Consider the following 24,656-nt stretch of genomic DNA (forward strand, 5'->3'; position numbering starts at 1 on the left):
GTGCAAGACTATCTACTTCYTTTAGAAAMGAATATTCTTTTTTATATTGTGCAGGTGTATTGTTTAGCATTTCTCCTGTTTTTTTATAGTATTCTATTTTGTCATGTAGCATTTTGTTGTATATAAATCTTACACAACCAAATACTTTAGCAAAATATTCTTCTTGTTCTTTTGTTGGATATATCCTGTATTTATAAGCCTTTAGCAAAATTACACCTCCTTCCTGTAATACTGATTATATCATAAAAAAGAATTTATCAATCAACATTCATCACCCACTTACAGAAGTGGGCGACTTCTGTTGCTCTTTAGTTAAAGCCTTCTCAAACTCCTCTCTTGTTATGCCGTATCTATTTAGCCTTTTTAAAAAGGTTTTGGCGTTGCAGTAGCCTATTCCAAGCTCCCTTCCCAAAAGGCCCCTTAAAAGAGATGAGTTTTCATAGCCTGTAAGTTTGTTTTTATAAAGATCCTCATATGTAAACTCATTTCTGTCCTCAAAATATTCCGTTTTTACCTTTGATAGGGCTTCCCTTATGGCTTCCACCGATGCGTTTTCTATTCCAATATCTCCATCCTTTTCGGCAAATTCCCTTGGCAAAAAGGCATGTTTTGCCTTTGGGAAAAGTTTTGTCAGTTTTTCCCTTATTCTTTCACCTGAAAAGTCCGGGTCTGTAAATATTATTATTCCCCTTTTTTCATAGGCACTTTTTATATCCTCAATTATTTTTTTATTAAGCCCAAAGCCACTGGTTACAATGCAATCGGCATCAACGGCCCTTTTTACAGCTAAAAGGTCACCTTTTCCTTCTACGATTATAACTTCTTTTATCATCCTTGTCCTCCTTTAATGTGTGTTGCAAATTTAGTATAAGAAAAATATAAATATTTTAAAAGTGGTTATACTGAAGTTTTTTAGATAATTTAAATAAACAAATCCATTTATTGAGGATTATATGAAAAATATGGAAATGTCAAAAAGTCAAAATGTCAAGTGCCAGGCACTTGACATTTTACCTTAAAATATAGACGTCAACGTATCTTGTTGACCAATTTCTAAATTCCTTTGTCCCGGGCTCAAAATAAAGATCGATTTTATCTCCCTTCACTCCCCCTCCAACATCCTCTGCTATGGCAAAGCCATAGCCTTCGATGTAGAGCCTTGTTCCAAGGGGGATAACATCTGGGTCAACAGCAACTGTTGAAAATCCGTTTGGATTTCTCCTTGCTATTGTTCCTGTTGCTGTTCTTCCAAAGCCTGGGTCTCCCGGACGCTTTCCGGTGCATTCATAGCTTGAGGTGTAGCTTGTTGCCTTCATCCTTAATTTTTTAACATAGGCAACAGGTTCACTACCTCTTGAAGGAACAAAAAAGCCTAACGTTCCAACTTGGATTATCTTATCTATTGGCCTTCTTTTTATAGCCTCTCCAACCTTCTTGGTTGATATTATCTTCCCATCCTCCATAACAACCTTAGTGGTTATCTCGAGGATACCATCCATCCCATTTTGGATGACTTTACTTGTTCCCTTGAGCATATCGTGGTTAGGCTTTTTTACCACCTTATAAGGGATAATTTTAGATGAAATAATCGTCTTTTCTTCTACGCGGGTTATTTTAACTTCCATATTAGGTTTTACCAATGAGTTTAATGTTGGCAAAACCTTGTCCTTTTCATTTAAAATTATCCCTTCGCTTTGAAGGAGCCTTTCTACTGTCTCCTCTGCCGATTTTACTTTAAGCTCCTTCCCATCCACCTTGATGGTTACAGGAACAGCTCTTTTTATCGATATTGCTAATCCGTCTTTTACTTTGGAGTCTATATCAGGGTATATTTTGTCCTTTTCTCCTATGTAGATTCCAGTCTCCTTAAGCAAAGCCCCAACTGTCTTAGCATTTGATGTAACTGTTTTTACTTTTCCATCATAAAGGACAGTTACCTTCTTTTTAGCCATGGTGGTGAAGGTAAAATAAGCAATTAACAGAACCACAGCTAAAATTATAGCCCGGGCTTTTAGTTTCATCCCTTTCATTAACTTACCTCCTTTCATGGGGCATGGGACTTTAAAAATTATAATCAAATCGACAGAATTTGTCAAATTTTGAACTTTTTATGAATAAAATATGAATGAGTCCGCTTATCTCCCCATCCATGAAAAGAGGTTTAATTAATTTTATACTATAATTAAATCATTTTCAAGGAAAATATTGGATAAAATTATTTTAACATTTATTTCCATTTATGTCCATATCCTTTATTAATTATTCCCATACTAAAAAAAAATATTCAAAGGTTTATATTATTATATGCACACTATTTTAAAAAGTTCCGATGCGTTTTTAGATGTTGCTTTATTTACCTCATCAAATGTCTTTCCCTTTATTTCGGCTATCTTTTCTATTATGTATTTTAAATAGGATGAATCATTCCTCTCGCCTCTATGGGGGTGTGGTGCCATGTAGGGGCAGTCGGTTTCAACAAGCAAATACTCAAGGGGAATTTCCCTTACTACTTCAACTGCCTTTTTTGCATTTTTAAATGTCACAACCCCTGTAAATCCAAGGTAAAAACCGAGCTTTATAAATTCCCTTGCAAACTCTAAACTTCCTGAATAGCAGTGTAAAACTCCCCTAATTCCTTTAAATTCCTTTAAAACCCTCAATGTGTCATCGTGGGCTTCTCTATTATGGATTACAACTGGAAGATTAAGTTGCCTTGCAAGGTCGAGCTGCTCTTTAAAGGCCTTCATTTGTAAAGTTCTATCGTAATCCCAATAATAATCAAGGCCAATCTCTCCTATTGCAACAATCTTTCCCTCCTTAGTAAGGTCACCAATAAGGTTTATATTTAGATCCTTTGAAAACTCAGGATGAACCCCAACAGCACCATAGAAAAAATCGTATTTTTTAGTAAGCTCAATCGTAGTATAGCAGGATTCTATGCTGGATGCACAGTTTAAAACCCTTTTTACTCCTTCATTTTTTATTTTTTCTATAACCTCATCCCTATCTAAATCAAAGGCTCTATCATCATAATGAGCGTGAGAATCGAACATAATAACACCTCCAGTGCCTGCCACTTGACTTTTTGACATTTTGACATTTTCAAATTTTACCATATATTTGAGTGATCCAAAAGTAATATAAATTATACCATTATTTTACCCAAAAAGCACAGATATCACTTTACACGTATTATTATACGTATTATAATAATAGTGAGGGGGAATATTATGAAGGCTTTTTCATCAAGAGAAATCATCAAAATACTTCAAGATGATGGGTGGTTTTTATTTGAGGTTCGTGGGGATCACCATCAATTTAAACATCCCACAAAAAAGGGTAAAATAACAATTCCCCACCCAAAAAAGAACTTACCCATTAAAACAGTAAAAAGCATATTTAAGCAAGCAGGAATAGAAATTAATTAAATTCCTGCTACCCCTCAATTTATAAAAAGGAGGGCTTATAGTGAAAAAGGACCTTTATGTCTTCCCTGCAATTTTTGATATCGATGATGATGGTATTTCTGTTGAATTTCCTGACCTTCCTGGATGCTTTACCTGTGGTGATACAATAGATGAGGCATATAAAAATGCAAAAGAAGCATTAGAACTTCACCTATATGGGATGGAAAAGGATAATGATCCTATTCCTGAGCCTACGCCATTAAACAAAATAAAAATCCAAAAGAATCAATCTATAATGTTAATAGAAGCATGGATGCCCCTCGTTAGAAGTGAAATGGAAAATAGAGCAGTTAAAAAGACGTTGACAATTCCAAAATGGCTAAATGATATTGCAGAACAAAAAAAAGTGAACTTTTCACAAATCCTTCAAAAGGCATTAAAGGAGGAGCTGGGTATAAAAGAAAAATTTTAAGGAGCCTAAAAAGGCTCCCTTTATTTTACCTGACTTCCTGTTTCAATATCATCATCAACAGTTGCAAGGACTAATTTTTCCTTATCCTCTGTTGATGCTGCAAGTATCATTCCAAAAGATTCTACTCCCCTTAGCTTAACAGGTTTTAAATTTGCAACCAAAATTACCTTCTTTCCAACAAGCTTTTCAGGCTCATAATATTTTGCAATACCTGAAACTATCTGTCTTTCCTCGCCACCTAAATCAACCTTAAGCTTTAGTAGCTTATCTGCACCCTTTATCCTTTCAGCCTCTAAAACCTTTACAACCCTTAAATCGATCTTGTCAAAATCTTCAATTGTAATCTCAGGCTTTATTGGAACCATTTTCTTTTCCTCCTTTTGTCCATAGAGCTTTTCAAGCTCCTCAAGCTTCTTTTCAACGTCAATCCTTGGAAATAATAATTCTCCCCTCTTTACCGAAACTCTTTCTAAATTCCCAAACTCTAATATGCTGTCCCAGGTTACAACCTTGCCTCCAAAGTTAAACTGCTCGTTTATCTTTCTTGAAGTATCTGGCATGAAGGATGATATTAAAACAGAAATTATCCTTATAGCCTCAGTTAAATTATATAAAACTCCCTTTAGCCTTTCCTTATTTGCATCGTCCTTTGCTAAAACCCAAGGCATAGTCTCATCTATATATTTGTTTGCCCTTCTTACAAGACGCCAGATCTCATCAAGGGCTTCTGATACTCTAAGGCTATCCATTAAGTTTTCAACATTTTTAGGCACCTCAAGGGCAGTATTTTTAAGGTCCTCGTCAAATTCCCCTTCAAATATTCCCTTTTCTATTGTGCCGTTAAAATACTTTTCGATCATAGTAAGGGTTCTTGAAACAAGATTCCCAAGATCGTTGGCAAGATCTGAGTTTATTCTTTTTATGAACATCTCGCTATTGTAGTTTCCATCGTGTTCAAAGGATATTTCCTTTAAAAGATAATATCTTACGGCATCAACACCAAAGTGCTCAGTTAAAACAACAGGGTCTATAACATTTCCCTTTGACTTTGACATCTTGCCGCCATCAACAAGGAGCCATCCATGGCCATAAACCGTCTTTGGAAGAGGAATGTCAAGGGCCATGAGCATGATAGGCCAAATTATAGTATGGAATCTTACTATGTCCTTTCCAACAAGATGAACATCCGCCGGCCAGAACTTTTTGTAAAGACTATCATCGTCGCTTCCATATCCAAGGGCTGTTATATAGTTTGAAAGGGCGTCTATCCAAACATAAACAACATGCTTTTCGTCAAAGCTAACTGGGATTCCCCATGTAAATGATGTTCTTGAAACACAAAGATCCTCAAGACCAGGTTTTATGAAGTTATTTATCATCTCGTTCTTTCTTTTTTCAGGAAGTATAAAATCTGGATGCTCTTCTATGTATTTAAGAAGCTTATCTTGATACTTTGAAAGCTTAAAAAAGTATGCCTCCTCCTTGGTCCACTCAACTTCCCTTCCGCAGTCGGGACATTTTCCATCAACAAGCTGTGTTTCTGTAAAGAAGGATTCACAGGGTGTGCAATACCATCCTTCGTAGTAGCCCTTGTAGATATCTCCCTTTTCATAGAGCTTTTTGAAAATATCCTGAACCGCCTTGATATGGTAATCATCGGTGGTTCTTATAAACTTATCATAAGATATATTTATTGTCTTCCATAATTCTTTAATTGAAGCTACTATGTTATCAACATATTCCTTAGGAGTTACTCCCTTTTTCTCTGCAATCCTTTGAATTTTTTGACCATGCTCGTCGGTTCCTGTTAGAAAAAACACATCGTATCCGGTTAATCTTTTAAACCTTGCAAGGGCATCCGCAAGAACTGTTGTGTAGGTATTACCAATATGTAGCCTGTCACTTGGATAATAAATTGGCGTTGTTATGTAATATTTTTCCTTCATAAATAACCTCCTTTCGAAAGTGGCTGCCACTTGACTTTTTGACATTTCCAAATTTAACTAAAAAACACCCCGCCCGTTTAGGGGCGAGGTGCCGCGTTACCACCCTAATTCACCTAAGCCTCGCGACTTAGGCCTTGTAAGGTCAGTGACCTTAAGATAACGGATAAACCGTGTATGCCTACTAAACTTCAGCATACAAGCTCCAGAGCCATCTTCACACGCTTTACATTACCGGCTTTCACCTACCCCGGCTCTCTTTAAATGCTACACGTGCTACTCTTTCCTTCACAGCTTTATTAATATTATGCTATTTATTCACAAGTTTATACAAAATACTAAACGTTGTCAACAGCTTACTAAACTGTTTTTTCTTTTGTTTTGGTTTGCTTAACTTTAACCTTTCTACTATTTTCCTTTTCCTCGTTTTTTACATAATCCTTAAGAACAAAAACATACATCACTTTATCATCGGATACAAAAAATTCGTTAATTTTTTTAGTTTCTTTATGGAATTTATACATAATAGGCCTTTCAATTTCATCAGCAATTTTAATTAAATCCTCTATTGTTTTAACCTTTACTATACTTTGACTGCTTTGGACATCTCCTTCAACTGCCACAATTCTATTTCCATGATTTTTTAGTATTTTGTTTACTGCCTTCGTGTGTGCATCTTTTTCAACACCTTCTGTTAATATTAAAAGAAGAATTATCATGATTGTAGAAAATGCAATTGATATTTGTAAAAGAAGCTTGTATTTTTTATTAAATTCAATCCTTATAGTCTGTTCCCTTGTTATATCCCCCTTTTGCTCTTCAGGGATATTCTTTGCTATTTCAAAATAATTCGAGGCTAAAGGGATTATAATGGATGGCGACATTTTTGATTCAATAGGTTGTCCTTCAGCTTCTGTTCTTAAGTTAACATTCATATAGACAACTACTTTTGTTGGAACGGCAACTTTTGTAGTTTCATAAACCTTTGCAACAAGGGCATTAAAATTATCTATGTTAATGCTAATATTCTTTTCAACTTTATAAAAATTTGATTCTACTTGAAATTTTTCAGTAGGCAATAAAACATAATTTTTATTCCATACTATTTTTGTTTTTTCATTTTCAGCAACATAACCTTCAACTGATGCAATAACGTTGTATTCACCTTGAATTTTTGTTTTGCTACTCCCTTCAAAATTATATACAAACTTAGCAAGAATATTGTCAACTATCTCTCCAATATATACCTTTCCTTCATCCATAATTTTTGCACCATAAATTATATTAGGCTTTAGAGCTACTTTATACTGTGCATCTGATGTTGCTTTATAGTTATATAAAGTTGCCTTTTCTTTTTTTGTTATAGGGTTTTTTGATCTATAGAACAAATATGACGATGAAAATAAAAAAAGAGCTGAAAAAAAAGCAATACCTACAATCCTTATTATTTTATTAATCTTTAACTTTTTCATACTCAACCACCCCTTTTTTATTCCTATGTATATAATTCTATATTTGTTATAAAATTCCTGCAAAAAGAAAAAAGCCAGCAAAAAACTGGCTTATTGTGCATTCCATTGTTTGAATTGGAAGTTAAGATTAAAGCTTAAAGTAGCATTTTCGTATTGATCCCCTGCATTTGGTGACATACTTACAAAATACCCTGCCTGTAATGCTTCTGGATTTCTTATTTCTAGAGCTTCACCCGGATTCAAAATCAATGGATTATTTTGTCCATTCCAATTTCTTAATCTGTAATTAATTAAATTGCAAACTTGATCTAAATTATATAAAATTGGTGAATTTTTAAAAGGATTAATGTATTCTCCATTATTTTTAACTTTGCAAAGCTCAACACTAAAAGTCAATACATTATTACTGATCATACTTTTATCATCATTAATTGTGCTTACATTAACATTATCAAATACAACAGGTATAGTTCCACTGTTTACAAGCCTAAAAGAAACTCCATCTCCACCACCTGGATATAATTTATCAATTTTAATATTAACATTATTATTATCAATAGCAGTAACTTTAGTTTCAACATATTCATCTAAATCTTCCATCTGTGGATCACTTTCAAAAGCTATATCTACATTACCTGTCTTAACTGTCGTTCCAAATGTAACTGTATCTGTCCAATAAGCATATCCTGCACCTATTATCAGAAATACCATTACTAAAACTATTGATATGAACCTTGATTTTTTCATATCTAACACCTCTTTATATTAATTAAGCAGGGTATTAAACCCTGCTTATTAAATTATTATTGATTGAATTGCAAGAATTGTGGTGATACTGTAAAGCTGAAAGTCTTGCTTTCGCTAGCTGTAGCTGTAGTTGGCATTGAAATTGATAAATCTATTGTAACGTCAGTTTCTGCTGGAACTATAACATTTTGATTTGTAAAATTAAGTCCATTAACTAAGCTACCTTCCCAAACTTTAGTTTCTCCAACTTTAACAACTGCATTAACTATGAGTTCTCCATCAACTATTCCTTCTTTGCTTGGTATGAATGAAAGTCCTATTAACTTAACCGGAATTGTGCTATCATTAACAATTGTTAAACTCTTTGATGTTGAAGCACCTGGATAAAGATTGTTTACAGTTATAGTAGCTGAATCTGCTGAAACTTCAGCTGAGCCAGTTGCAACGCCTTGGTTACCTTCTTGGAAAACTAAACTTCCACTATCGTTTTTATCAAAAGCTAATTCAACTTGACCAGTTTTAACTGTGTTTGAGAATGTTACTGAATCAGTCCAATATGCATATCCTGCACCCATGAGCATTACTGCAACAGCAAGAATAAGAGCAAAAAATCTTGACTTTTTCATTTAAAACTCCTCCTTTAAGGTTAAATTTTGATTTATATTACGGATCAAAGTAGGCCGGCCATTTACTTAATCCGTTTGCTTTCATTTATTATTATAGACCCATATTTAAATTAAAAAACCCACCAAAAGTATAATTTTGGTGGGTATATTTGTGCCATTTTTCTACTACTTTCCTACTATTCATACTACTTTAGTAGTATTTAAAATTGAACTTTTTCAAGAGGAACCTTGTTTCTACTCTTTAATAATAATGTTGGCCAACCTATTTTGGGAACCACCTTTATTATTTTCCCTTTGATATCCTGTGGTTTTACAAGTTCTGAATCTGCAACTGAATTATTATCCCCCTTTGTTCTATAGCATATAATATTATCCTTTTTAACTATTTCTATTATTCTATGGGAAATTAGTATATTCTCCCTCTTAAACTGTATTACATCGCCTACCTTTAAATCATCTATATTTACTCTTTTAATCAAAATAACATCCCCCGGTTTTATCATTGGTTCCATGCTTCCAGTTGCAATAACCGATGGGAAAATTGGAAAAACTCCAACGGTAAACCATATTAAAAGTATCGATGCAACGCTTGTTATAATCCAACCCAAAAGATCCTCTTCTTCTTGATGTTTTAGCGACTTCATTTCTTTTAAGTAATAGCCCTGAAGAGCAGATAGGCTAAATATAGGCACCATAACTCCAACAAGCGCCATTGTTATCCATTTTAGGTTTGGCAGAATAGGACTTAACCATTCAAAGGTTTCTATAAGTCCTTGATAAATAATTGAAGGCCCTGCACCACCTATAAATACAAAATAAGTAGAGATAAGACTTTTTGAAAGATCAGGTGCAAAATCCTTTGCAAAGAACATCACACAATCCTTAACATTTTTTAGATTTTCAAATTTGGAAAATGAAATACTAATAATTGTCATAAAAAGAGAAATAAGTATAAAAAACAAAAAATTTTCTTTTTTCACGAATGTATTAACTACATAGCTTCTTACAAGTTCCCTTGCAACAAGAATAGAAAAGATATAAAAAAGATTATTTAAGATACCTAGGGGAGTATGGCTATAGGGACTTTTCCCAAATCCATCTATAAGTCCAGCTAATGAATATACAATAATATATATAGCTGCAAAATTGAAGGCCCAATAATTTATATTCTCCTTCATTTTCAACTTGCTTTTAGGTCTTGGTCTTGGAAATGTTAAAATAACAAAAATAACTATTAGATGAACAAGAGGTTTCCAGTAAAACTGAAAAAGGGGCAGTTTTACATAGAATAATAGAGAAGAGCTTTCAAGTAAATAATTAATGAAAATAAAAAAGAGAGCAATTGAAGCTCTATTCTTTTGTGAAATATTGATTTTCATAAACATCCCCCTTAATTTGAGTTTGTTTCTTTCACCTTAGAATCAGAGTTTATATCCTCTGCTGTGGCATTGCTATTTTTGCTGTTTTCCTCAGCATTTTCTTCTTTTATTTCACTTTCTACTTCATTTATTATCTGAATTTCTCCGTTTCTACGAATTTCAACTGCTTGATTTTGGCTATCTTCTACCACTGTTTCTTCTATCTTATCCTTTTCTTCTTTCTTATCGTCATTCTTATATTCAGTTTTTATCTTAGGTTTAGGCGGCATCGGTGGTTTAACAACATTAATGCTGCCCCTTATTATTATCTTCTTCTGCCAGTAGCCATATCCTCCGGATATAAAAATCATGGATAAAAATAGGCTAATCAATAAAACTAAAAGTTTTTTCATAGTTATCCTCCTGACTATTAAATTGTCCATAGATAAGCTCAAGTTCAAAATTATATTGGCCTTCCTTTAATGCACCAATTTGTATAGTTCCAAAGCCATTTTGTCTTCCGTATGTATCTATTATTCCAATAGGAAGTATGTTGTTTACTATAATTCCATCATCCTTAATAAAATTTATATCCGCCAACTTAATAGGAACGCTTCCCTTGTTTGTTATTTCGTAAAATATTATTGCTGATTCATGTGGCTTAAGTTTGCCGTTTATATTAATCGTATCCATGCCACATTCTACTGAAATTGTATCCTTTTTAGAAATTGGTAGCGCTCCTACAAATTCAGGAAATATATTTCCTGTTTGAAGATGCATATTTATATCTAATCCCTCTTCCCAATATGCGTATGTAATTCCTAAAAAGTTCAAAGTCAGCAAAACAACTAATATAAATATAAATCTTGTTTTTTTAAATCCTTTTCTCATAATTCACCAACTCCTATACAGCATTACCAAATTTTAATATATTATTTATATACAAAGCTGCCTCTGTTCTATGTTTTAAATTTAGTTTTGCTAAAATATTAGTTATATGCTTTTTAACAGTGTTTTCTGAAATAAATAATTTTTGTGCAATTTCAATGTTGCTAAGTCCCTTACCAATTTCTATTAAAATTTCCTTTTCCCTTTCAGTTAGGGTATTAAGGAAATTGTTTTCGAAGTTTATATTAAGTATTTCCTGAGAATAAAACTTCTTGCCTCTTTCTACAACATGAATGGCATAAATAATATCTTCAATATATGCATCCTTTAAAAGGTAACCATCAACATCTAGATCCTTTGCCCTTTCAAAGTCTTCCCTATTCAATGATGATGTGAGAACAATAAATTTTGTTTCAATATTTTTATTTTTTGCTATTCGAATTAGTTCAAGACCACTTTCATTAGCCAATCTTAAATCTACAATAGCAATTTCAATTTTATTCATCGTAAGTATTTTTATTGTATCCTGAATGTTTGAAGCCTCATAAATTTTCTCAATATTTTTTTCAAGTTTTAATGCAGAAGACAATCCCACTCTAACAAGAGGATGATCATCAACAACAATTACATTCATACTATCCCCTCCAATTTTTGTTCTGCATTCTTCAATTTAATAAATAGTTTTGTGCCTTTTCCAATCTTGCTGTCTATTTCTATACTACCTTTTAATACGTCAACTAATGTTTTTATGTTTTTTAAGCCTATTCCACTATTTCCCATAGCCTTAACATTAAATCCATTTCCATTATCAGTTATTATTAGATTTACTTCTTCTTTGTTTATTAATAAATTAATATCGATTATATCAGCCTTCCCATGCCTTATTGAATTAGATAATGTTTCACATATTATCCTGTATAATGCCTTTTTTTGTAAAATACTTAGAATTTCAATATCACCTGATATATTGAAATTAATTTCAGCATTATTAATATATTTAATATCGTTTATATAATTATTTATTTCAACAATAAAGGAATCATTTGCATATTTGTTCCAGCTAAGGTCATATATAGTTTCACGAAGCAGACGCATAGTTGAGTCTATTGAATTTCTAAAGCCTATTAACTCTTTAGCCAGCTCCTTATCTAACCCTTCTATATTTTTATAAAATGAATAGAGTTTACAAGAAAGTGAGAAAAGCCTTTGTATTACATTATCGTGTATTTCATTTGCAATCCTATTTTGTTCCTTTGAAATCAACATTTTTTCCTTTACATCCTCAAAATAAATCCTATCAAAGGATAATGAACTTAATTCTGTTAAAAATTTAATCTGATCTATGTTTTCTTCTTTAGAATTTATTGCAAAACCTAATATTCCGTATGTTTTGTAATCTGCTCTAACAGCATTTAAAATAATTTCTAAATTTTCTACGTTTTTAATAACTGGAGAAGCTGAATTTTTTATCTCGTTCATAAATTTTAAAATAATATCCTTTATGATAGAGTTTTTTTTCGTTTCATAAAATTTTATATCTTCATCATTGAAAAGAAGGAAAAAAGCATAATCCGTTTTAGTAACCTTTGTCGTAAACTTTAGTATTGTATCAATAAGTGTTTCTAATTCCTTCGAGCTTGTTAGATAATGAATATTTTGATATATTTCAAAAATATAGTCTATTTTCTGTTTTAGTTTGTTGTTACTTTTATCTAATTGTTTAATTTTTTTCGAAATTATTTGAAATGCAAAGCTTATAAGCACTAAGCTTAAAATCCTATTAAACTCTATAGCCATTAAATCTTTAAAGCTACTTTTAACATTGAAATGAAGATTAAAGTATGTAATAGATAGCAAGTAAATTGATAAATTTAGCCATAATAATTTACTAGACAGTCTTAATGCAGAAACAAGTATTGTGTTTAACGAGAGCCATATAAACGGGCTCTCCAATCCACCAGATGGAATCAAAATTATTGCATTTCCTATTGTTTCAACTGTTAATAATATAAATATCTTATCTATGCTATCCTTAACTTTACAAATTGTATAATTTAAAAGTATTTGGGCAACTGTAATACAAAGTAAAATAAACATCTTTCGATATATAGAGTGGTTAAAGTTCATAAATAGATAGAAAGTAGATGTAATAATCAAGGAAAAAAATCTGTAGAAAGTAATTATTTTAACTTCATCTGGGAGATTAATTATTCTTTTGTATAATTTATAAAACATTCATAATCCCCCCATGTAAAGACACTATTAAAAATTATATCCTTGAAAAAGTTATTTTATTCATTATTTCAAAAAAATAGACCCGGATATAATACCGGGTCGGTTGCGCTACTAACTCCACATGCACCAAGCGCCCAAATAAAGTGCATGCTTCATCATTCCCACTCCAATAACACTATAGTATTATTAAAATAACACTTTTTAACCGCATTATTGATTATATCAATAACGTATATTAATTTTTTGTCTATTTTGGTATGTCGAATATATATTTTTTATTACAAAATTTTACATTTAAGAAATAATTTTGATTTTATAATAAACATTAGAGTGGTGAATAAACTTCAATATTTTTTTAATAAAAAGTACTCTATTAAAGTGCCAACTTTACTAAGATATAATCAACCAAGCCATAAAAAAGGCCTATAATAAAGTGCTGAAGATATGTTTATATAACTTGTTGTATGTCCTCTTTTTCTTCTAATATTAATGTATCTTACCCTACAATTAAAATCATTTTGATATGCTTTGCTATTCAACTCCTTAGAAATTAACAAGGATAGGCATATGAAAGATTTGCCCATCCTAGCTATTTACATAGTGTATTTATTTCAAATCAAAGGGCTTTAATAAAAGTTCGACTTCTTTGTCCATTTCCTTCATTTTTGTATATGTCCATCCTGAAACCCTTTCAACATCAACTCCAAGTTCCCTTAAGGCTTGTGGGTTAAGTATAAACACTATATCCTTATCGTTTGTATCCATATCCTTTGCCCATTCTATCTTATATCCTTCGGCTAATTTCAAACCAAAATGTTCAAGCTCCTCATGATATCCTAATAAGTCCCTATGCTTATCTATTATATCCTCGAAGGTTTTTCCGCCATCCTTATCATTATACTTTATGTTTCTGTCGCTAAGGTCAAACTTAAAAATCAATTTGCCATCCTTTAAAGTTATATAATCTGGAAGATCATTTGCATCAAGTCCTGCATCTAAAAATGGTTTTGCATCTACTTCAAAAACTATATCCTCCCTATTATCTTTAAAATCCTTACTCCATTCAAATGTTTCACCAGTTGGCAATGTAAAAACAAATCTATTTTTATTTGAAACAAAACCTATATCGTTTATATTTGTTTCGTAAATCTTGTCAAAGGATTTTTTACTATTTTTACCAATAACATCTGTTGCGCTGCAGGATGAAAGAATTAAAGTAAGAACTAATATCAAAACAATATATACTTTTTTCATAAGAACCCTCCTTTATATAATTTGAGCAGTCTATAGACTGCCCAAATTATATATTTTCAATCGATACAACATCATATCCAGCATCGGCTACTGCATCCTTCATCTTTGCATCGTCTAAATTTTCCCCTTCAACAAGAGCATATTTTCCATCAAGGCTTACTTCTAATACGTTAAATCCTGCCTCAAGAAGGGTGTTCTTAACATGCATAACGCAGTGGTTGCAGGACATTCCTTCGATGTTTAGCTTTTTTCTCATTTTTTCGCCTCCTTTCTACAAGTGCCAGGCACTTAAGATTTAAGTTTATTTGAATCTTTTAAGCCTTAAGGCGTTGGTAACAACTGAAACTGAGCTTAAGCTCATGGCTGCTGCTGCAATCATTGGATTTAGTTTTGGTCCTCCAAATATGGTCAATACCCCTGCAGCAACCGGAATTCCAATTACGTTGTAGAAAAATGCCCAGAATAGGTTCTGCTTTATATTCCTTATAGTTGCTTTGCTTAGCCTTATTGCCTTTACAACGTCTAAAAGGTCATCCCTCATTAGAACGATGTCAGCAGATTCAATTGCAACGTCAGTTCCAGAGCCTATTGCAATTCCAACATCCGCTTGAGCAAGAGCTGGAGCATCATTGATCCCATCACCAACCATTGCAACAATCCTTCCACCTTCCTGAAGCTTTTTAACCTCATTTGCCTTATCCTGTGGCAGAACCTCAGCAAGAACCTTATCAACTCCAACCTCCTTTGCAATTGCCATTGCAGTTTTTTTATTGTCACCGGTTATCATAACAACTTCGATTCCAAGATCCTTTAACATCTTTATTGCTTCTTCGCTACTCTTTTTAGGCGAGTCTGCAACAGCTAAAACTCCAATCAACCTTTTATCATAAGCAATAAACATAGGGGTTTTTCCGCCTTCTGCATATTCCTCAAACTTTTGAATTCCCTTTGAAAGATCAATTCCCTTTTCCTCCATAAGCTTTTTATTTCCTATCAAAACTTCCTTCCCTTCAACAAAGGCCTTTATTCCATGACCTGCAATTGCAGTAAAGCCCTCAACATTCTTAAGAACCGTCCCCTTTTCTTCTGCACCCTTTACGATTGCCTGTGCTATTGGGTGTTCTGACATTTTTTCACAGGATGCAGCAATTGAAAGAACAAAATTTTCTTCCTCATCTATTGCAAAAAGATCTATAAGCCTTGGTTTCCCTTCAGTTATTGTTCCAGTTTTATCAAGGACTATGGTTTGAATCTTATGTGCTGTTTCAAGGGCCTCACCGGTTTTTATAAGTATACCGTTTTCGGCACCTTTTCCGGAGCCTACCATAATAGCCGTTGGCGTCGCAAGTCCTAAGGCACAGGGACAGGCAATTACAAGCACTGCAATAAATATTGTCATTGAGAATATAAAGCCCCTTCCTGCTATCATCCAGGCTATAAAGGATGTAATCGCGATTAAAATTACAACAGGGACAAAGTATCCTGATATAATATCCGCCATCCTGGCAATTGGTGCCTTTGAACCTTGGGCTGCTTCAACAAGCTTTATAATTTGTGATAGTGCCGTATCCTTTCCTACCTTTGTTGCTCTAAATTTAATAAAGCCGTTTTTGTTTATGGTTGCTGCAAAAACTTTATCTCCAACCTTTTTATCAACTGGAACGCTCTCGCCGGTTAGCATCGATTCATCGACGCTGCTCTCTCCTTCTATAATCTCACCATCCACCGGAATCTTTTCCCCAGGCTTTACAAGGATGATATCCCCAACCTCAACCTCTTCGATTGGAATTATCATTTCCTTGTCATCTTGAAGTATCGTCGCCGTCTTTGGTTGAAGGCCTAAAAGCTTCTTTATGGCTTCACTTGTTCTTCCCTTTGTTTTTGCCTCAAGGTATTTACCAAGTAAAATAAGGGTTATAATGGTGGATGCTGATTCAAAGTATAAATCCTTTGCATATTCAGTATTCAATAAATATATTTGATAAGTTGCAAAAATACCGTATAAGATTGCCGCCGATGTTCCTATGGCAATTAAACTATCCATGTTTGGTGCCCCTTTAATTAGGCTTTTAAAACCTACGATAAAAAACCTTCTTCCTGCATAAACAGATGGGATAGTTAAAATAAGCTGAACAAGGGCAAAATTTAAAGGATAATCATGGGGATCGATTATTTTAGGAAGCTTTAGTCCAAACATGTGTCCCATTGCGATTATAAGTAGAGGGAGGGTGACTACGGCTGATATAATAAAGTTATTAAATAAACTTTTAGCTTCCCTTTCCTTCCTTTCCTGATCCTTATCTATAGTTTTATCTTCTTCCGATAAAGGCTCGTAACCTGCCTTTTTTATGGCTTCTTTTATTTGTGATAATCTAACCTTTGATGGATCATATTCAACATAAAGGTTTTCTGCTGCAAAATTAACCTCCGCCTTTAAAACACCCTTTAGTTTTTTTACAGAAAACTCTATAGCCTTTGCACAGGATGCGCAGGTCATCCCGCCTATTCCGATTCTAATATCTTTAAACTCCTTTTCCTCTTCTGCTGAATATCCTGCCCTTTCTATTGCCTTTATAATTTCTTCAACGGAAGTTTTAGTCTCGTCATATTTTACATAAAGCTTTTCAGCAGCAAAATTAAGATTAGCCTCTAAAACTCCATCAACCTTTCTTGATGCCCTTTCAACCGCCCTTGCACAAGCAGCACAGGTCATACCACCAATTTTCAAAACCTTTTCCATACCACACCTCCAAATCTTAAATTTAAGTGCCAGGCACCTATTATTTAAGTAATTTTTCCATTATGTCGATTATCTCATCTATCTTTTCCTCAGCCTGATCCTGCATAAAGGCCATCTTTACGCAGTTATTTAAATGATCCCTTAAAATCAGCATATTCGCCTTTTTAAGAAGGGATTGGGCTGCTATTATTTGGGTTGAAATATCAACGCAGTATCTGCCTTCATCTATCATTTTTAATATTCCTTCAATTTGTCCCTTAGCAGTTTTTAAATATTTTGCTGCTTCGTCTCTTTTGTGCATTTTCATCCTCCTCTCTCCCCACCTATGGGGGGTGTCTATTAAAATTATAAGATATCCTCATTTAATATTCAAGCAAAAAATCATAAAAATTAGTGTTTTCCTTTTACAAATTCAAGATTAATCATGTCTCTAATTGGTTTAAAGTCAAGGAAGCTTTTTATAACTTCAAACTCAAAATCTACTACCTTTTGTTTATCCGAATAATATAAAATCTTTTTATTTTTTATAACTCCATATCTTACAGATAAAGGTGCAAAGTTTAAGTTTACTAAGTCTATTTCTTCCGTCTTAAGATGTTTTGAAATGTCCTCCGATACTTCAAATTCTAAATTAATAATATCCTCCTTTGGCATTTCTTTGAATAATATCGCAATATCTATATCGCTAAGTGCATTTATATTACCATCATTCACCGAACCAAATAAGTATGCAACTATAATTTTATCATCATATTTTTTAATGACATCGCCTAAAGTATCAATATTTTTCAACGCCACATCAAAATCAACCTTTTTAAACTTAATCATAATCTTTCCCCCTTATGCTAATAATACCACTTCCTTTAAAAAATATAAACTACTCAAGCAAAGTCAAAATTCTGTTTAAAAAAAGTCCAAGCTTAGTTGGCTTATAGATTTCAACGATGTAACCTTGGCCATATACGTCGCTGCTACCCACAGCCTTAAGTAATATTTCTAATGAACCGTCCCCATCCAAGTCAACGACATCTTCAACGTTTCTAACATAAAAGGCATATAGCCTTGCCCTTCTGTTTCCGAAGTTGTATATTTTTTTAAAATTTTTGTTGTAAAACTCTATCTTTTGAATCCTTCCCATCCTTAAGGACATGTTGTTTCTAAATATGCTGGATACTAAAAATCCATCGTTATATTTAAAAATATTGTTTATACCATCCTTCTTTAAATCCTTTTTAAATTGAAACTTAAACCTACCACCTTCAAAGGTGTAGTGATAAAGCAAATTCCTATCGTTAGCCTTTGTAACTAAAAAAATGCCTTTGTCTATATAAAAACACTCTGGAATTACATCCTCTCCTACCTTTCCGCTGTATATAAGTTTTATTCCATTAACATATTTAAATATTTGCACATTTCCGTTTCTATCCAATAAAACCGCCTCATCAAAACCATCTTCATCAAGTTCACCACATTTTAGCATAAAAACATCAAAATTGGTTAACTTCTCCTTTTCTACAACCTTCCCTGTTTCATCAACAAGCACTATATCTCCCATTGGAGATACACCCAAAAGCTCCCTTTTGCCTCTAAAATTTACGCTGCTTATATATTGCAGGGGCAAATCTATTCTATATAGAAACTCGCCAATGAGCCTGTTTCCATTAAAATTCAACCTATAAATCTCACTATATTTTAGCTTGTTTGAAAGCCTTATAATTGCCTTTTTCCCCTCTATATCGACTACTGCCGTATATTTTCTTCCTAATGTCTTTAAATAAAGTTCATCTGAGGATAAGCTCAAAAGGTTATCCCCTTCAAAGCTCTGATAATATATATCAGACGAAGCTATTTTCTTAAGTCCTATAAGCCCAACTTCGTTTAACAAAAAAGAAGAGGAATATTTTAAAAGGGATACTACAAATAAAACATAAATAAGGACAACAGCCCTTCCCCTTTCAGTCTCCCTTTTTTCATATCCAACATAGGTATCCGATGCAATATCATGAAGGCATCTTCCATCTTTATCTAAAAAGGCATAAAGGTATCCTATATAATAAAAGGCTGATCCAATTCTAAATATCTCCCTTTTAACAACATTTTTAATATTATTGTTATATATCTTAAGCCTTAAAAGCCTCATCCCTATGGTGCCATCTAAAAATGTGCTAGCTAAAACCCTATATGCAAAAAATATTAAATTTGCAATGATAAATCCTGCAACTCCAAGCTTTAAAAGAAAGTAATAAATAACGCCAAACAAAATATAATCAATAACAGAGGAGGCAAATCGGGAAAAAATAACAGCAAACTTCATAACATCACCGTTATTATTTTTCCCAATTTGCCCCTTTATATTTCCTCTAAAGAAGGTTTTACTATAGCTTTGTTTTTCCACCTTCCGCTAAAATAGTAGGAAAGGCTTAAAGTCATTCCAACTAAAAATCCTATTCCAATTGCATACCAAACTCCAACAAGGCCTATCCTTCTTGACAACATGTTTGCAAGGGGAATTCTTACAAACCAAAGTGCCACAAGGGTTATTATCATTGCAACTAAAGTATCCCCAGAGCCCCTTACAACACCATTGGATACAAACATAAATGTGAAGGCGCAATAGAATAATCCTAAAATTTTCAGATATTGAACCCCAAGCCCTACAACAGTTTGATTATTTGTAAACAAAAGGATTAAATACTTTGGAATTACTTGTGTAATAAATAACGTAAAAAGTGATAATACAACTCCCATCAACATCGCCGCATTAAATCCCCGCTTTACCCTATCTATTTTCCCAGCTCCAAGGTTTTGCCCTGTAAAGGAGGATACCGCCATTGAGATGCTCATCGTTGGCATAAATATAAAGGACTCAACCCTTGATGCAGCGCCAAAGGCGGCCATAGCATCTGCACCAAACCTGTTTATAATAGCATTTAAGAAAACCCCTGCAACGGAAACTAAGGTCTGTTGAATTGCCATTGGAAAGCCAATTTTAAATATAAGTCCCATTATACCTTTATCAAATCTCAAATCCTTGAATTTCAACCTAAATATATCATGCTTTCTATACAAATAAACAAATCCCATAACAAAGGATATACCTTGAGAAATAACCGTCGCATAGGCTGCCCCTGCAACACCAAGTTTTAAAACATATATAAATATTGGATCAAGAATAATATTTACAACCGTTGCAACGATTAAAAAGTATAAGGGCGTTTTTGAATCCCCCATCCCCCTTAATATTGCACTAAGCCCATTATAGCCATACATAAAAATCATGCCGGCAAACATTATATTAAGATAAACAGTTGCTTGATGCAGTATAACATCCGGAGTATCAATTAAAATTAATATTTTCTTTGACAGTAAAAGCCCTATTATAGTAGTAACAAAAGAGGCAACCAAGAGCATTAAAAGGGTATTATCTATAGTTCTTTTTACATTGTCCATATCCTTTGCTCCATAGTATTGAGAAATAATTATTGTAACCCCCATTGTCAGACCCATAACTAATGATATCAGCATAAATATTATAGGAAAGCTTACAGCAACAGCAGCAAGGCCGTTACTCCCCACAATCTGACCAACCCAAATGCTATCTACTGTATTATAAAGGGCTTGAAAAAGATTGCCAAGGAGCATTGGAATTGCAAATAAAAGTATATGCTTTCCTTCACTTCCCTTTGTCAGATCCCTCATCCTATCACCTTCTTATGTAAATAATCTAGCACTATTTTATACCAAATTTTACTTTTTTGAAACAAAAATTTTTTCAAATCATCGAATTATCCAAACGGCAATTAAGGTGCTTATTAAATGAATAAGAAGACTTACAATAAGCGCGTGCCTTATCCTTTTAATCTCAACCACTCCAAAATATAAGCTTAATGTGTAAAATATGGTCTCCGTTGAACCCATCATAACTGATGCAATATTAGCCTCCAATGAATCCACACCATAGGTCCTGCAAATATCAGTCAACACTGCAATCGAACCACTGCCTGAGAGGGGTTTTATAATAAACATAGGCAAAATGCCCTTTGGAATGTTTAAAAAATTTGCAACTGGTTCTAAAATATCAACAAAAAAATCTAATGCAGAGGAACTTCTAAATATATCTATAGCAAATAGCATAGTTAAAAGATATGGAGCTATCTTAAAAGTAGTCAAAAATCCATCCTTAACTCCTAAGACGAATTCATCAAAGAGGTTTACTCCTTTAATATATCCAAAAATTAATATAAAAATAAGCATAATAGCTATAAAAAGCATACTATCCCCCACAAAGATTACTTAAATATCCTTCTAAAAAATCTATCAAGGATAAGGGCAATTATAAGAGAAATCAAGCTTGTTAATATAATAGGTGTTATTATGCTTGTCGGATTATTCGAACCAAGACTTGCTCTTAGGGAGATTAAAGTTGTAGGGATTATTTGCAGTGAAGCTGAGTTTATTATTAAAAATGTAACCATGTAATCGGAGGCAGTATCCTTTTTAGGATTTATCTTTTGAAGTTCCTCCATTGCCTTAAGGCCAAAGGGAGTTGCAGCATTTGAAAGTCCAAGCATATTGCTGGTTATATTCATTATAATATTAAAAAAAGCTGACTTTGACCTTTGATAGAGCCCAGGAAAAATAAATCTTAAAGGAAGGCTCAAAACCTTGGATAGGATTTCCACAAGACCGCTTTTTTCAGCTATCCTCATAATCCCTGACCAAAAGGCCATAATACCAAGAAGAGCTAATAAAAGTTCCACAGACCTTTGGGAGGATTCTGTAATTACTTTAATTAAAGTATTATCCCCCCTAATAATAAAAGAAGCTATTCCTAAAACAATCATAAAAAACCAAAACCTATTTACCATAACCCCACCTAATTCAACTGCTATATAATTTATATTCCATAAAGCATAATATATAACATAAAATATTCAATTCCTTTACAAAAACTTCACATTTTTAATAATTTTTATGTTATAATGAAATTACAGAAAATTTTTAAATCTATTTTTATAAAGGAGAGATTCATATGGTATTTAAGCCAGATGAAGTAAAAAGCTTAAGAAAGGGTCAGGTAGTAAACGTCGAAATAGACGGAAAGGTTATGCTGCTAAGGCGAAACTTCTGCGGAGTTTATGAGCTCTTCTCTCCAAAAAATCAGCGTCACATCGAATACTTCGATAATCTTAACTTCTTCAAAATCCGCTACGCAAATCTTATAATGAAATTCCCGATAACAAATATAATGCTTCAGCGAAATGAAATATATGCCCTAGCTAAAAAGCTGTCTAAAGAGGAGCTTTTAAAATGGTTTAGTAGGTTTGGGAAGTTAAATTTTGAGGGAGAAAAAGTAATAGATGAAGTTGAAATAGAGTATTATTCCTGGATTTCCGATTATGATGGGGCTAAATGTGAGTTTTGTATTGCTGATATCGATGGAGAATACACCCTTAATATACCTAAAATGGCAAGCTAAAAAGGATCCGTGAAATTTCACGGATCCTTAATTTACAAAAGAATAACAAACTCTGTTCCTTTACCTAATTCACTATATACAATTATTTCACCCCCATGAAGTTTTATAATCTCCCTTGCAATTGAAAGTCCGAGGCCTCCTACTCCCTTTTCCTTTGCTCTGTAAAATCTTTCGAAAATATAGGGAAGATGCTCCTTATCAATTCCTTCGCCATCATCCTTTATGCTAATTTTTATTTTATCACCTTTAGTAACATTGATTTCAATTTTTCCATCATCTTTTGTATGTTTAATTGAATTGCTTAAAATATTCAATATTGCCATTTCCATGTATTCAGAATCTATAAACGTCTCAGCATCAATGCCATCTAAAGTTATTTCCCTACTGCCTTTTATTATTTTTACCTTATCTATCACCTTTAAAAGAACATCCTTTATATTTATTTTTATCCTATTTAGTGTTACGCTGCCTGACTCAATTTTAGCCAAAGTTAAGTTTTCATTTACTAGTCTATTTAGCTTTTCAACCTCTTCAATTATTTCTTCTATATATTCCTTTTTTTCTTCCTCAGGAACCAAATCGTCATATAGGGCTTCAGCGTATCCTTTAATAATACCAAGGGGAGTCCTAAACTCGTGGGTTACATTTGCAATAAATTCACGTCTTAATTTTTCAGTTTTCTCTAAACTTGCAGCCATGTCGTTTATAGTATTTGCAAGTTCTCCTATTTCATCCTTTGAATTTAAATCAATCCTTGTTTTATATTCACCCTTTGATATTTTTTCTGCCGCTTCTTTGATTTTTAGTATTGGATTTGTAAATATACTGCTTAATATAAATGCTCCTGCCATTGAAATTATCAGCGCTAATATTAAAAGCGTTGTAAATTGCCCCTTTAATCTTGCAACATCGTTTTTTACACTAAAAGAAGGAATATGGATAAATACTGCCCCATAATCTTTCCCATCCTTCATTGGATAACCAAGGGTAATTAGCTGACTTTGCCTTAGCATTATCTCATCTGTTGTATAAACAACCTTACCTCTTAAAACCTCTTTTAAATATTGAACTTCTATTTTCGATGTCCTTCCATACATATAATTACCGCTTTGAAAAATCATATTTCCTTTTTTATCAAATATGCTAACTCTTCCTCCTATTGCTCTTGCAACACTTAGGGCAGCATCTTTCATTTTGATTATATCTTCAGGATAATATTCAGATACTTCTTTTGCATAATTAATTAATTTATTCCTCTCGTTAATTGAGTAAAATCTTGTAATCAAGTTGCCCTGAAGAAGGTAATTTGCAAGCAAAAGCAAAGTTAAAAGAAGGCTTGTGTATATAAGAAGTTTAAACCTTATTCCCTTCATTTTTTCACCTCAAATTTATATCCAAATCCTCTTACAGTCTCAATGTATTCTCTATATTCACCAAGCTTTTCCCTTAAGTTTTTTATATGTGTATCAACAGTTCTAAGGTCACCAAAATAATCGTAACCCCATACAGCATTTAATATTTGTTCTCTAGATAAAGCAACATTTGGCCTTTCATATAAATATAATAGCAAGTCAAACTCCTTTGGGGTTAATTCCACCTTCTCACCCATCACATAAACTTCCCTTGCAGCTTTATCAACTATAAAATCCTGAAGAATATCACTACTTTTCCTATTTACCCTTTTTAAAATCGCCTTTACCCGTGCAACGATTTCCCTTGGGCTTGCAGGCTTTACAACATAATCATCCACACCAAGCTCAAAGCCAAATATTTTATCATCTTCTTCACCCCTTGCAGTGAGCATTATGACTGGAACATCGCTTCTTTTTCTAATCTGCCTTAGGACGCTCCAGCCATCCCTTTTAGGGAGCATAACGTCAAGTATTAAAATATCATAGACATTTTCTGCAAACTTTTCTAAAGCCTCTTCTCCATCCTCAGCTTCTTCAACTTTAAAGCCTTCCTTTTCAAGGTAAAGCTTTAAAACCTTCCTTAATCTTTCTTCATCCTCAACTAAAAGGATACTACTCATATC

27 protein-coding genes, 1 riboswitch and 1 other annotated feature are annotated in these 24,656 nt (G+C 33.1%); of the genes, 3 read left to right on the forward strand and 24 right to left on the reverse strand.

Going from position 1 to position 24,656, the window contains the following annotated elements; genetic code table 11:
* The 4 genes from Q3V94_RS07780 to Q3V94_RS07795 form a co-directional block, all read right to left on the reverse strand.
* On the reverse strand, positions 1 to 208 hold a 208-nt coding region (locus Q3V94_RS07780; protein ID WP_303526631.1), incomplete at its 3' end, for a helix-turn-helix domain-containing protein.
* 63 nt (positions 209 to 271) lie between these two features.
* Entirely contained in the window at positions 272 to 832 is a 561-nt protein-coding gene (rnmV, locus tag Q3V94_RS07785; RefSeq protein ID WP_008909964.1) for a ribonuclease M5, read from the reverse strand.
* A 178-nt stretch (positions 833 to 1,010) separates the two neighbouring features.
* Entirely contained in the window at positions 1,011 to 1,952 is a 942-nt protein-coding gene (locus Q3V94_RS07790) for a ubiquitin-like domain-containing protein (protein WP_303526635.1), read from the reverse strand.
* A gap of 348 nt (positions 1,953 to 2,300) precedes the next feature.
* A complete protein-coding gene (locus Q3V94_RS07795) occupies positions 2,301 to 3,053 on the reverse strand; it encodes a TatD family hydrolase (RefSeq protein ID WP_303526638.1) in 753 nt (250 codons plus the stop codon).
* Positions 3,054 to 3,230: 177 nt separating this feature from the next.
* Between Q3V94_RS07795 and Q3V94_RS07800 the strand changes: the two genes are divergently transcribed.
* Both Q3V94_RS07800 and Q3V94_RS07805 read left to right on the forward strand, forming a co-directional pair.
* Entirely contained in the window at positions 3,231 to 3,428 is a 198-nt protein-coding gene (locus Q3V94_RS07800) for a type II toxin-antitoxin system HicA family toxin (protein ID WP_303526641.1), read from the forward strand.
* Between the two features lie 37 nt (positions 3,429 to 3,465).
* Positions 3,466 to 3,879 (forward strand): type II toxin-antitoxin system HicB family antitoxin, encoded by a 414-nt coding sequence (locus tag Q3V94_RS07805; RefSeq protein WP_368506512.1) that lies wholly within the window; start codon positions 3,466 to 3,468, stop codon positions 3,877 to 3,879.
* 20 nt (positions 3,880 to 3,899) lie between these two features.
* Here the strand turns inward: Q3V94_RS07805 and metG are convergent, their stop codons facing one another.
* The 18 genes from metG to Q3V94_RS07895 all read right to left on the reverse strand — a co-directional run bounded on the left by metG (position 3,900) and on the right by Q3V94_RS07895 (position 22,010).
* Positions 3,900 to 5,825: a methionine--tRNA ligase gene (metG, locus tag Q3V94_RS07810; protein WP_303526647.1), complete on the reverse strand. Its 1,926-nt coding sequence runs from the start codon at positions 5,823 to 5,825 to the stop codon at positions 3,900 to 3,902.
* Positions 5,826 to 5,901: 76 nt separating this feature from the next.
* Positions 5,902 to 6,123, reverse strand: a binding site (T-box leader).
* Between the two features lie 58 nt (positions 6,124 to 6,181).
* The gene (locus Q3V94_RS07815) at positions 6,182 to 7,294 is read right to left on the reverse strand and encodes a DUF5305 family protein (RefSeq protein ID WP_303526650.1); all 1,113 of its coding nucleotides are present in this window, start codon (positions 7,292 to 7,294) and stop codon (positions 6,182 to 6,184) included.
* A 90-nt stretch (positions 7,295 to 7,384) separates the two neighbouring features.
* Positions 7,385 to 8,041: a SipW-dependent-type signal peptide-containing protein gene (locus Q3V94_RS07820; protein WP_303526652.1), complete on the reverse strand. Its 657-nt coding sequence runs from the start codon at positions 8,039 to 8,041 to the stop codon at positions 7,385 to 7,387.
* A gap of 56 nt (positions 8,042 to 8,097) precedes the next feature.
* Complete coding sequence (locus Q3V94_RS07825) at positions 8,098 to 8,667, reverse strand: SipW-dependent-type signal peptide-containing protein (RefSeq protein ID WP_303526654.1); 570 nt, start codon at positions 8,665 to 8,667, stop codon at positions 8,098 to 8,100.
* Between the two features lie 200 nt (positions 8,668 to 8,867).
* Positions 8,868 to 10,046, reverse strand: a complete 1,179-nt coding sequence (locus Q3V94_RS07830) for a signal peptidase I (protein WP_303526657.1) — start codon at positions 10,044 to 10,046, stop codon at positions 8,868 to 8,870.
* Positions 10,047 to 10,057: 11 nt separating this feature from the next.
* Positions 10,058 to 10,438, reverse strand: a complete 381-nt coding sequence (locus tag Q3V94_RS07835) for a hypothetical protein (protein WP_303526659.1) — start codon at positions 10,436 to 10,438, stop codon at positions 10,058 to 10,060.
* Positions 10,410 to 10,916 carry a hypothetical protein gene (locus tag Q3V94_RS07840; protein ID WP_303526661.1) on the reverse strand — a complete coding sequence of 169 codons (507 nt, stop codon included), beginning with the start codon at positions 10,914 to 10,916 and terminating at the stop codon, positions 10,410 to 10,412. Before Q3V94_RS07840 ends, Q3V94_RS07835 begins: the two co-directional genes overlap by 29 nt.
* 13 nt (positions 10,917 to 10,929) lie before the next feature.
* Complete coding sequence (locus Q3V94_RS07845) at positions 10,930 to 11,547, reverse strand: response regulator transcription factor (RefSeq protein ID WP_303526664.1); 618 nt, start codon at positions 11,545 to 11,547, stop codon at positions 10,930 to 10,932.
* A complete protein-coding gene (locus Q3V94_RS07850; protein ID WP_303526665.1) occupies positions 11,544 to 13,148 on the reverse strand; it encodes a sensor histidine kinase in 1,605 nt (534 codons plus the stop codon). The genes Q3V94_RS07845 and Q3V94_RS07850 overlap by 4 nt, the downstream gene beginning before the upstream one ends.
* 88 nt (positions 13,149 to 13,236) lie before the next feature.
* Positions 13,237 to 13,319, reverse strand: a riboswitch (cyclic di-GMP riboswitch).
* A 435-nt stretch (positions 13,320 to 13,754) separates the two neighbouring features.
* Positions 13,755 to 14,402, reverse strand: a complete 648-nt coding sequence (locus Q3V94_RS07855) for a hypothetical protein (protein ID WP_303526667.1) — start codon at positions 14,400 to 14,402, stop codon at positions 13,755 to 13,757.
* A gap of 46 nt (positions 14,403 to 14,448) precedes the next feature.
* Entirely contained in the window at positions 14,449 to 14,658 is a 210-nt protein-coding gene (locus Q3V94_RS07860) for a heavy-metal-associated domain-containing protein (protein WP_303526669.1), read from the reverse strand.
* A gap of 45 nt (positions 14,659 to 14,703) precedes the next feature.
* Positions 14,704 to 17,142, reverse strand: coding sequence for a heavy metal translocating P-type ATPase (locus Q3V94_RS07865; RefSeq protein ID WP_303526672.1), 2,439 nt, complete (start codon positions 17,140 to 17,142; stop codon positions 14,704 to 14,706).
* A gap of 40 nt (positions 17,143 to 17,182) precedes the next feature.
* Entirely contained in the window at positions 17,183 to 17,443 is a 261-nt protein-coding gene (locus Q3V94_RS07870) for a metal-sensing transcriptional repressor (protein WP_303526674.1), read from the reverse strand.
* Positions 17,444 to 17,532: 89 nt separating this feature from the next.
* Positions 17,533 to 17,970, reverse strand: a complete 438-nt coding sequence (locus Q3V94_RS07875; protein WP_303526675.1) for a nucleotidyltransferase domain-containing protein — start codon at positions 17,968 to 17,970, stop codon at positions 17,533 to 17,535.
* 49 nt (positions 17,971 to 18,019) lie between these two features.
* Positions 18,020 to 19,537 (reverse strand): RDD family protein, encoded by a 1,518-nt coding sequence (locus Q3V94_RS07880; protein ID WP_303526676.1) that lies wholly within the window; start codon positions 19,535 to 19,537, stop codon positions 18,020 to 18,022.
* Positions 19,492 to 20,841, reverse strand: coding sequence for an MATE family efflux transporter (locus Q3V94_RS07885; protein WP_008907675.1), 1,350 nt, complete (start codon positions 20,839 to 20,841; stop codon positions 19,492 to 19,494). The genes Q3V94_RS07880 and Q3V94_RS07885 overlap by 46 nt, the downstream gene beginning before the upstream one ends.
* Positions 20,842 to 20,919: 78 nt before the next feature.
* Positions 20,920 to 21,414, reverse strand: a complete 495-nt coding sequence (locus tag Q3V94_RS07890) for a spore maturation protein (RefSeq protein WP_008907676.1) — start codon at positions 21,412 to 21,414, stop codon at positions 20,920 to 20,922.
* Positions 21,415 to 21,431: 17 nt separating this feature from the next.
* Entirely contained in the window at positions 21,432 to 22,010 is a 579-nt protein-coding gene (locus Q3V94_RS07895; RefSeq protein WP_303526678.1) for a nucleoside recognition domain-containing protein, read from the reverse strand.
* A 164-nt stretch (positions 22,011 to 22,174) separates the two neighbouring features.
* Between Q3V94_RS07895 and Q3V94_RS07900 the strand changes: the two genes are divergently transcribed.
* On the forward strand, positions 22,175 to 22,621 hold the full coding sequence (locus tag Q3V94_RS07900; RefSeq protein ID WP_303526679.1) for a hypothetical protein: 447 nt from the start codon (positions 22,175 to 22,177) through the stop codon (positions 22,619 to 22,621).
* Positions 22,622 to 22,653: 32 nt separating this feature from the next.
* Here the strand turns inward: Q3V94_RS07900 and Q3V94_RS07905 are convergent, their stop codons facing one another.
* Both Q3V94_RS07905 and Q3V94_RS07910 read right to left on the reverse strand, forming a co-directional pair.
* Positions 22,654 to 23,994 carry a HAMP domain-containing sensor histidine kinase gene (locus Q3V94_RS07905; protein WP_303526681.1) on the reverse strand — a complete coding sequence of 447 codons (1,341 nt, stop codon included), beginning with the start codon at positions 23,992 to 23,994 and terminating at the stop codon, positions 22,654 to 22,656.
* On the reverse strand, positions 23,991 to 24,653 hold the full coding sequence (locus tag Q3V94_RS07910; RefSeq protein ID WP_274766504.1) for a response regulator transcription factor: 663 nt from the start codon (positions 24,651 to 24,653) through the stop codon (positions 23,991 to 23,993). Before Q3V94_RS07910 ends, Q3V94_RS07905 begins: the two co-directional genes overlap by 4 nt.
* Between the last annotated feature and the right edge of the window lie 3 nt (positions 24,654 to 24,656).

The organism is Caloramator sp. CAR-1 (genome assembly GCF_030546345.1).
GTDB classification, from domain to species: Bacteria; Bacillota; Clostridia; order Clostridiales; family Caloramatoraceae; genus Caloramator; species Caloramator australicus.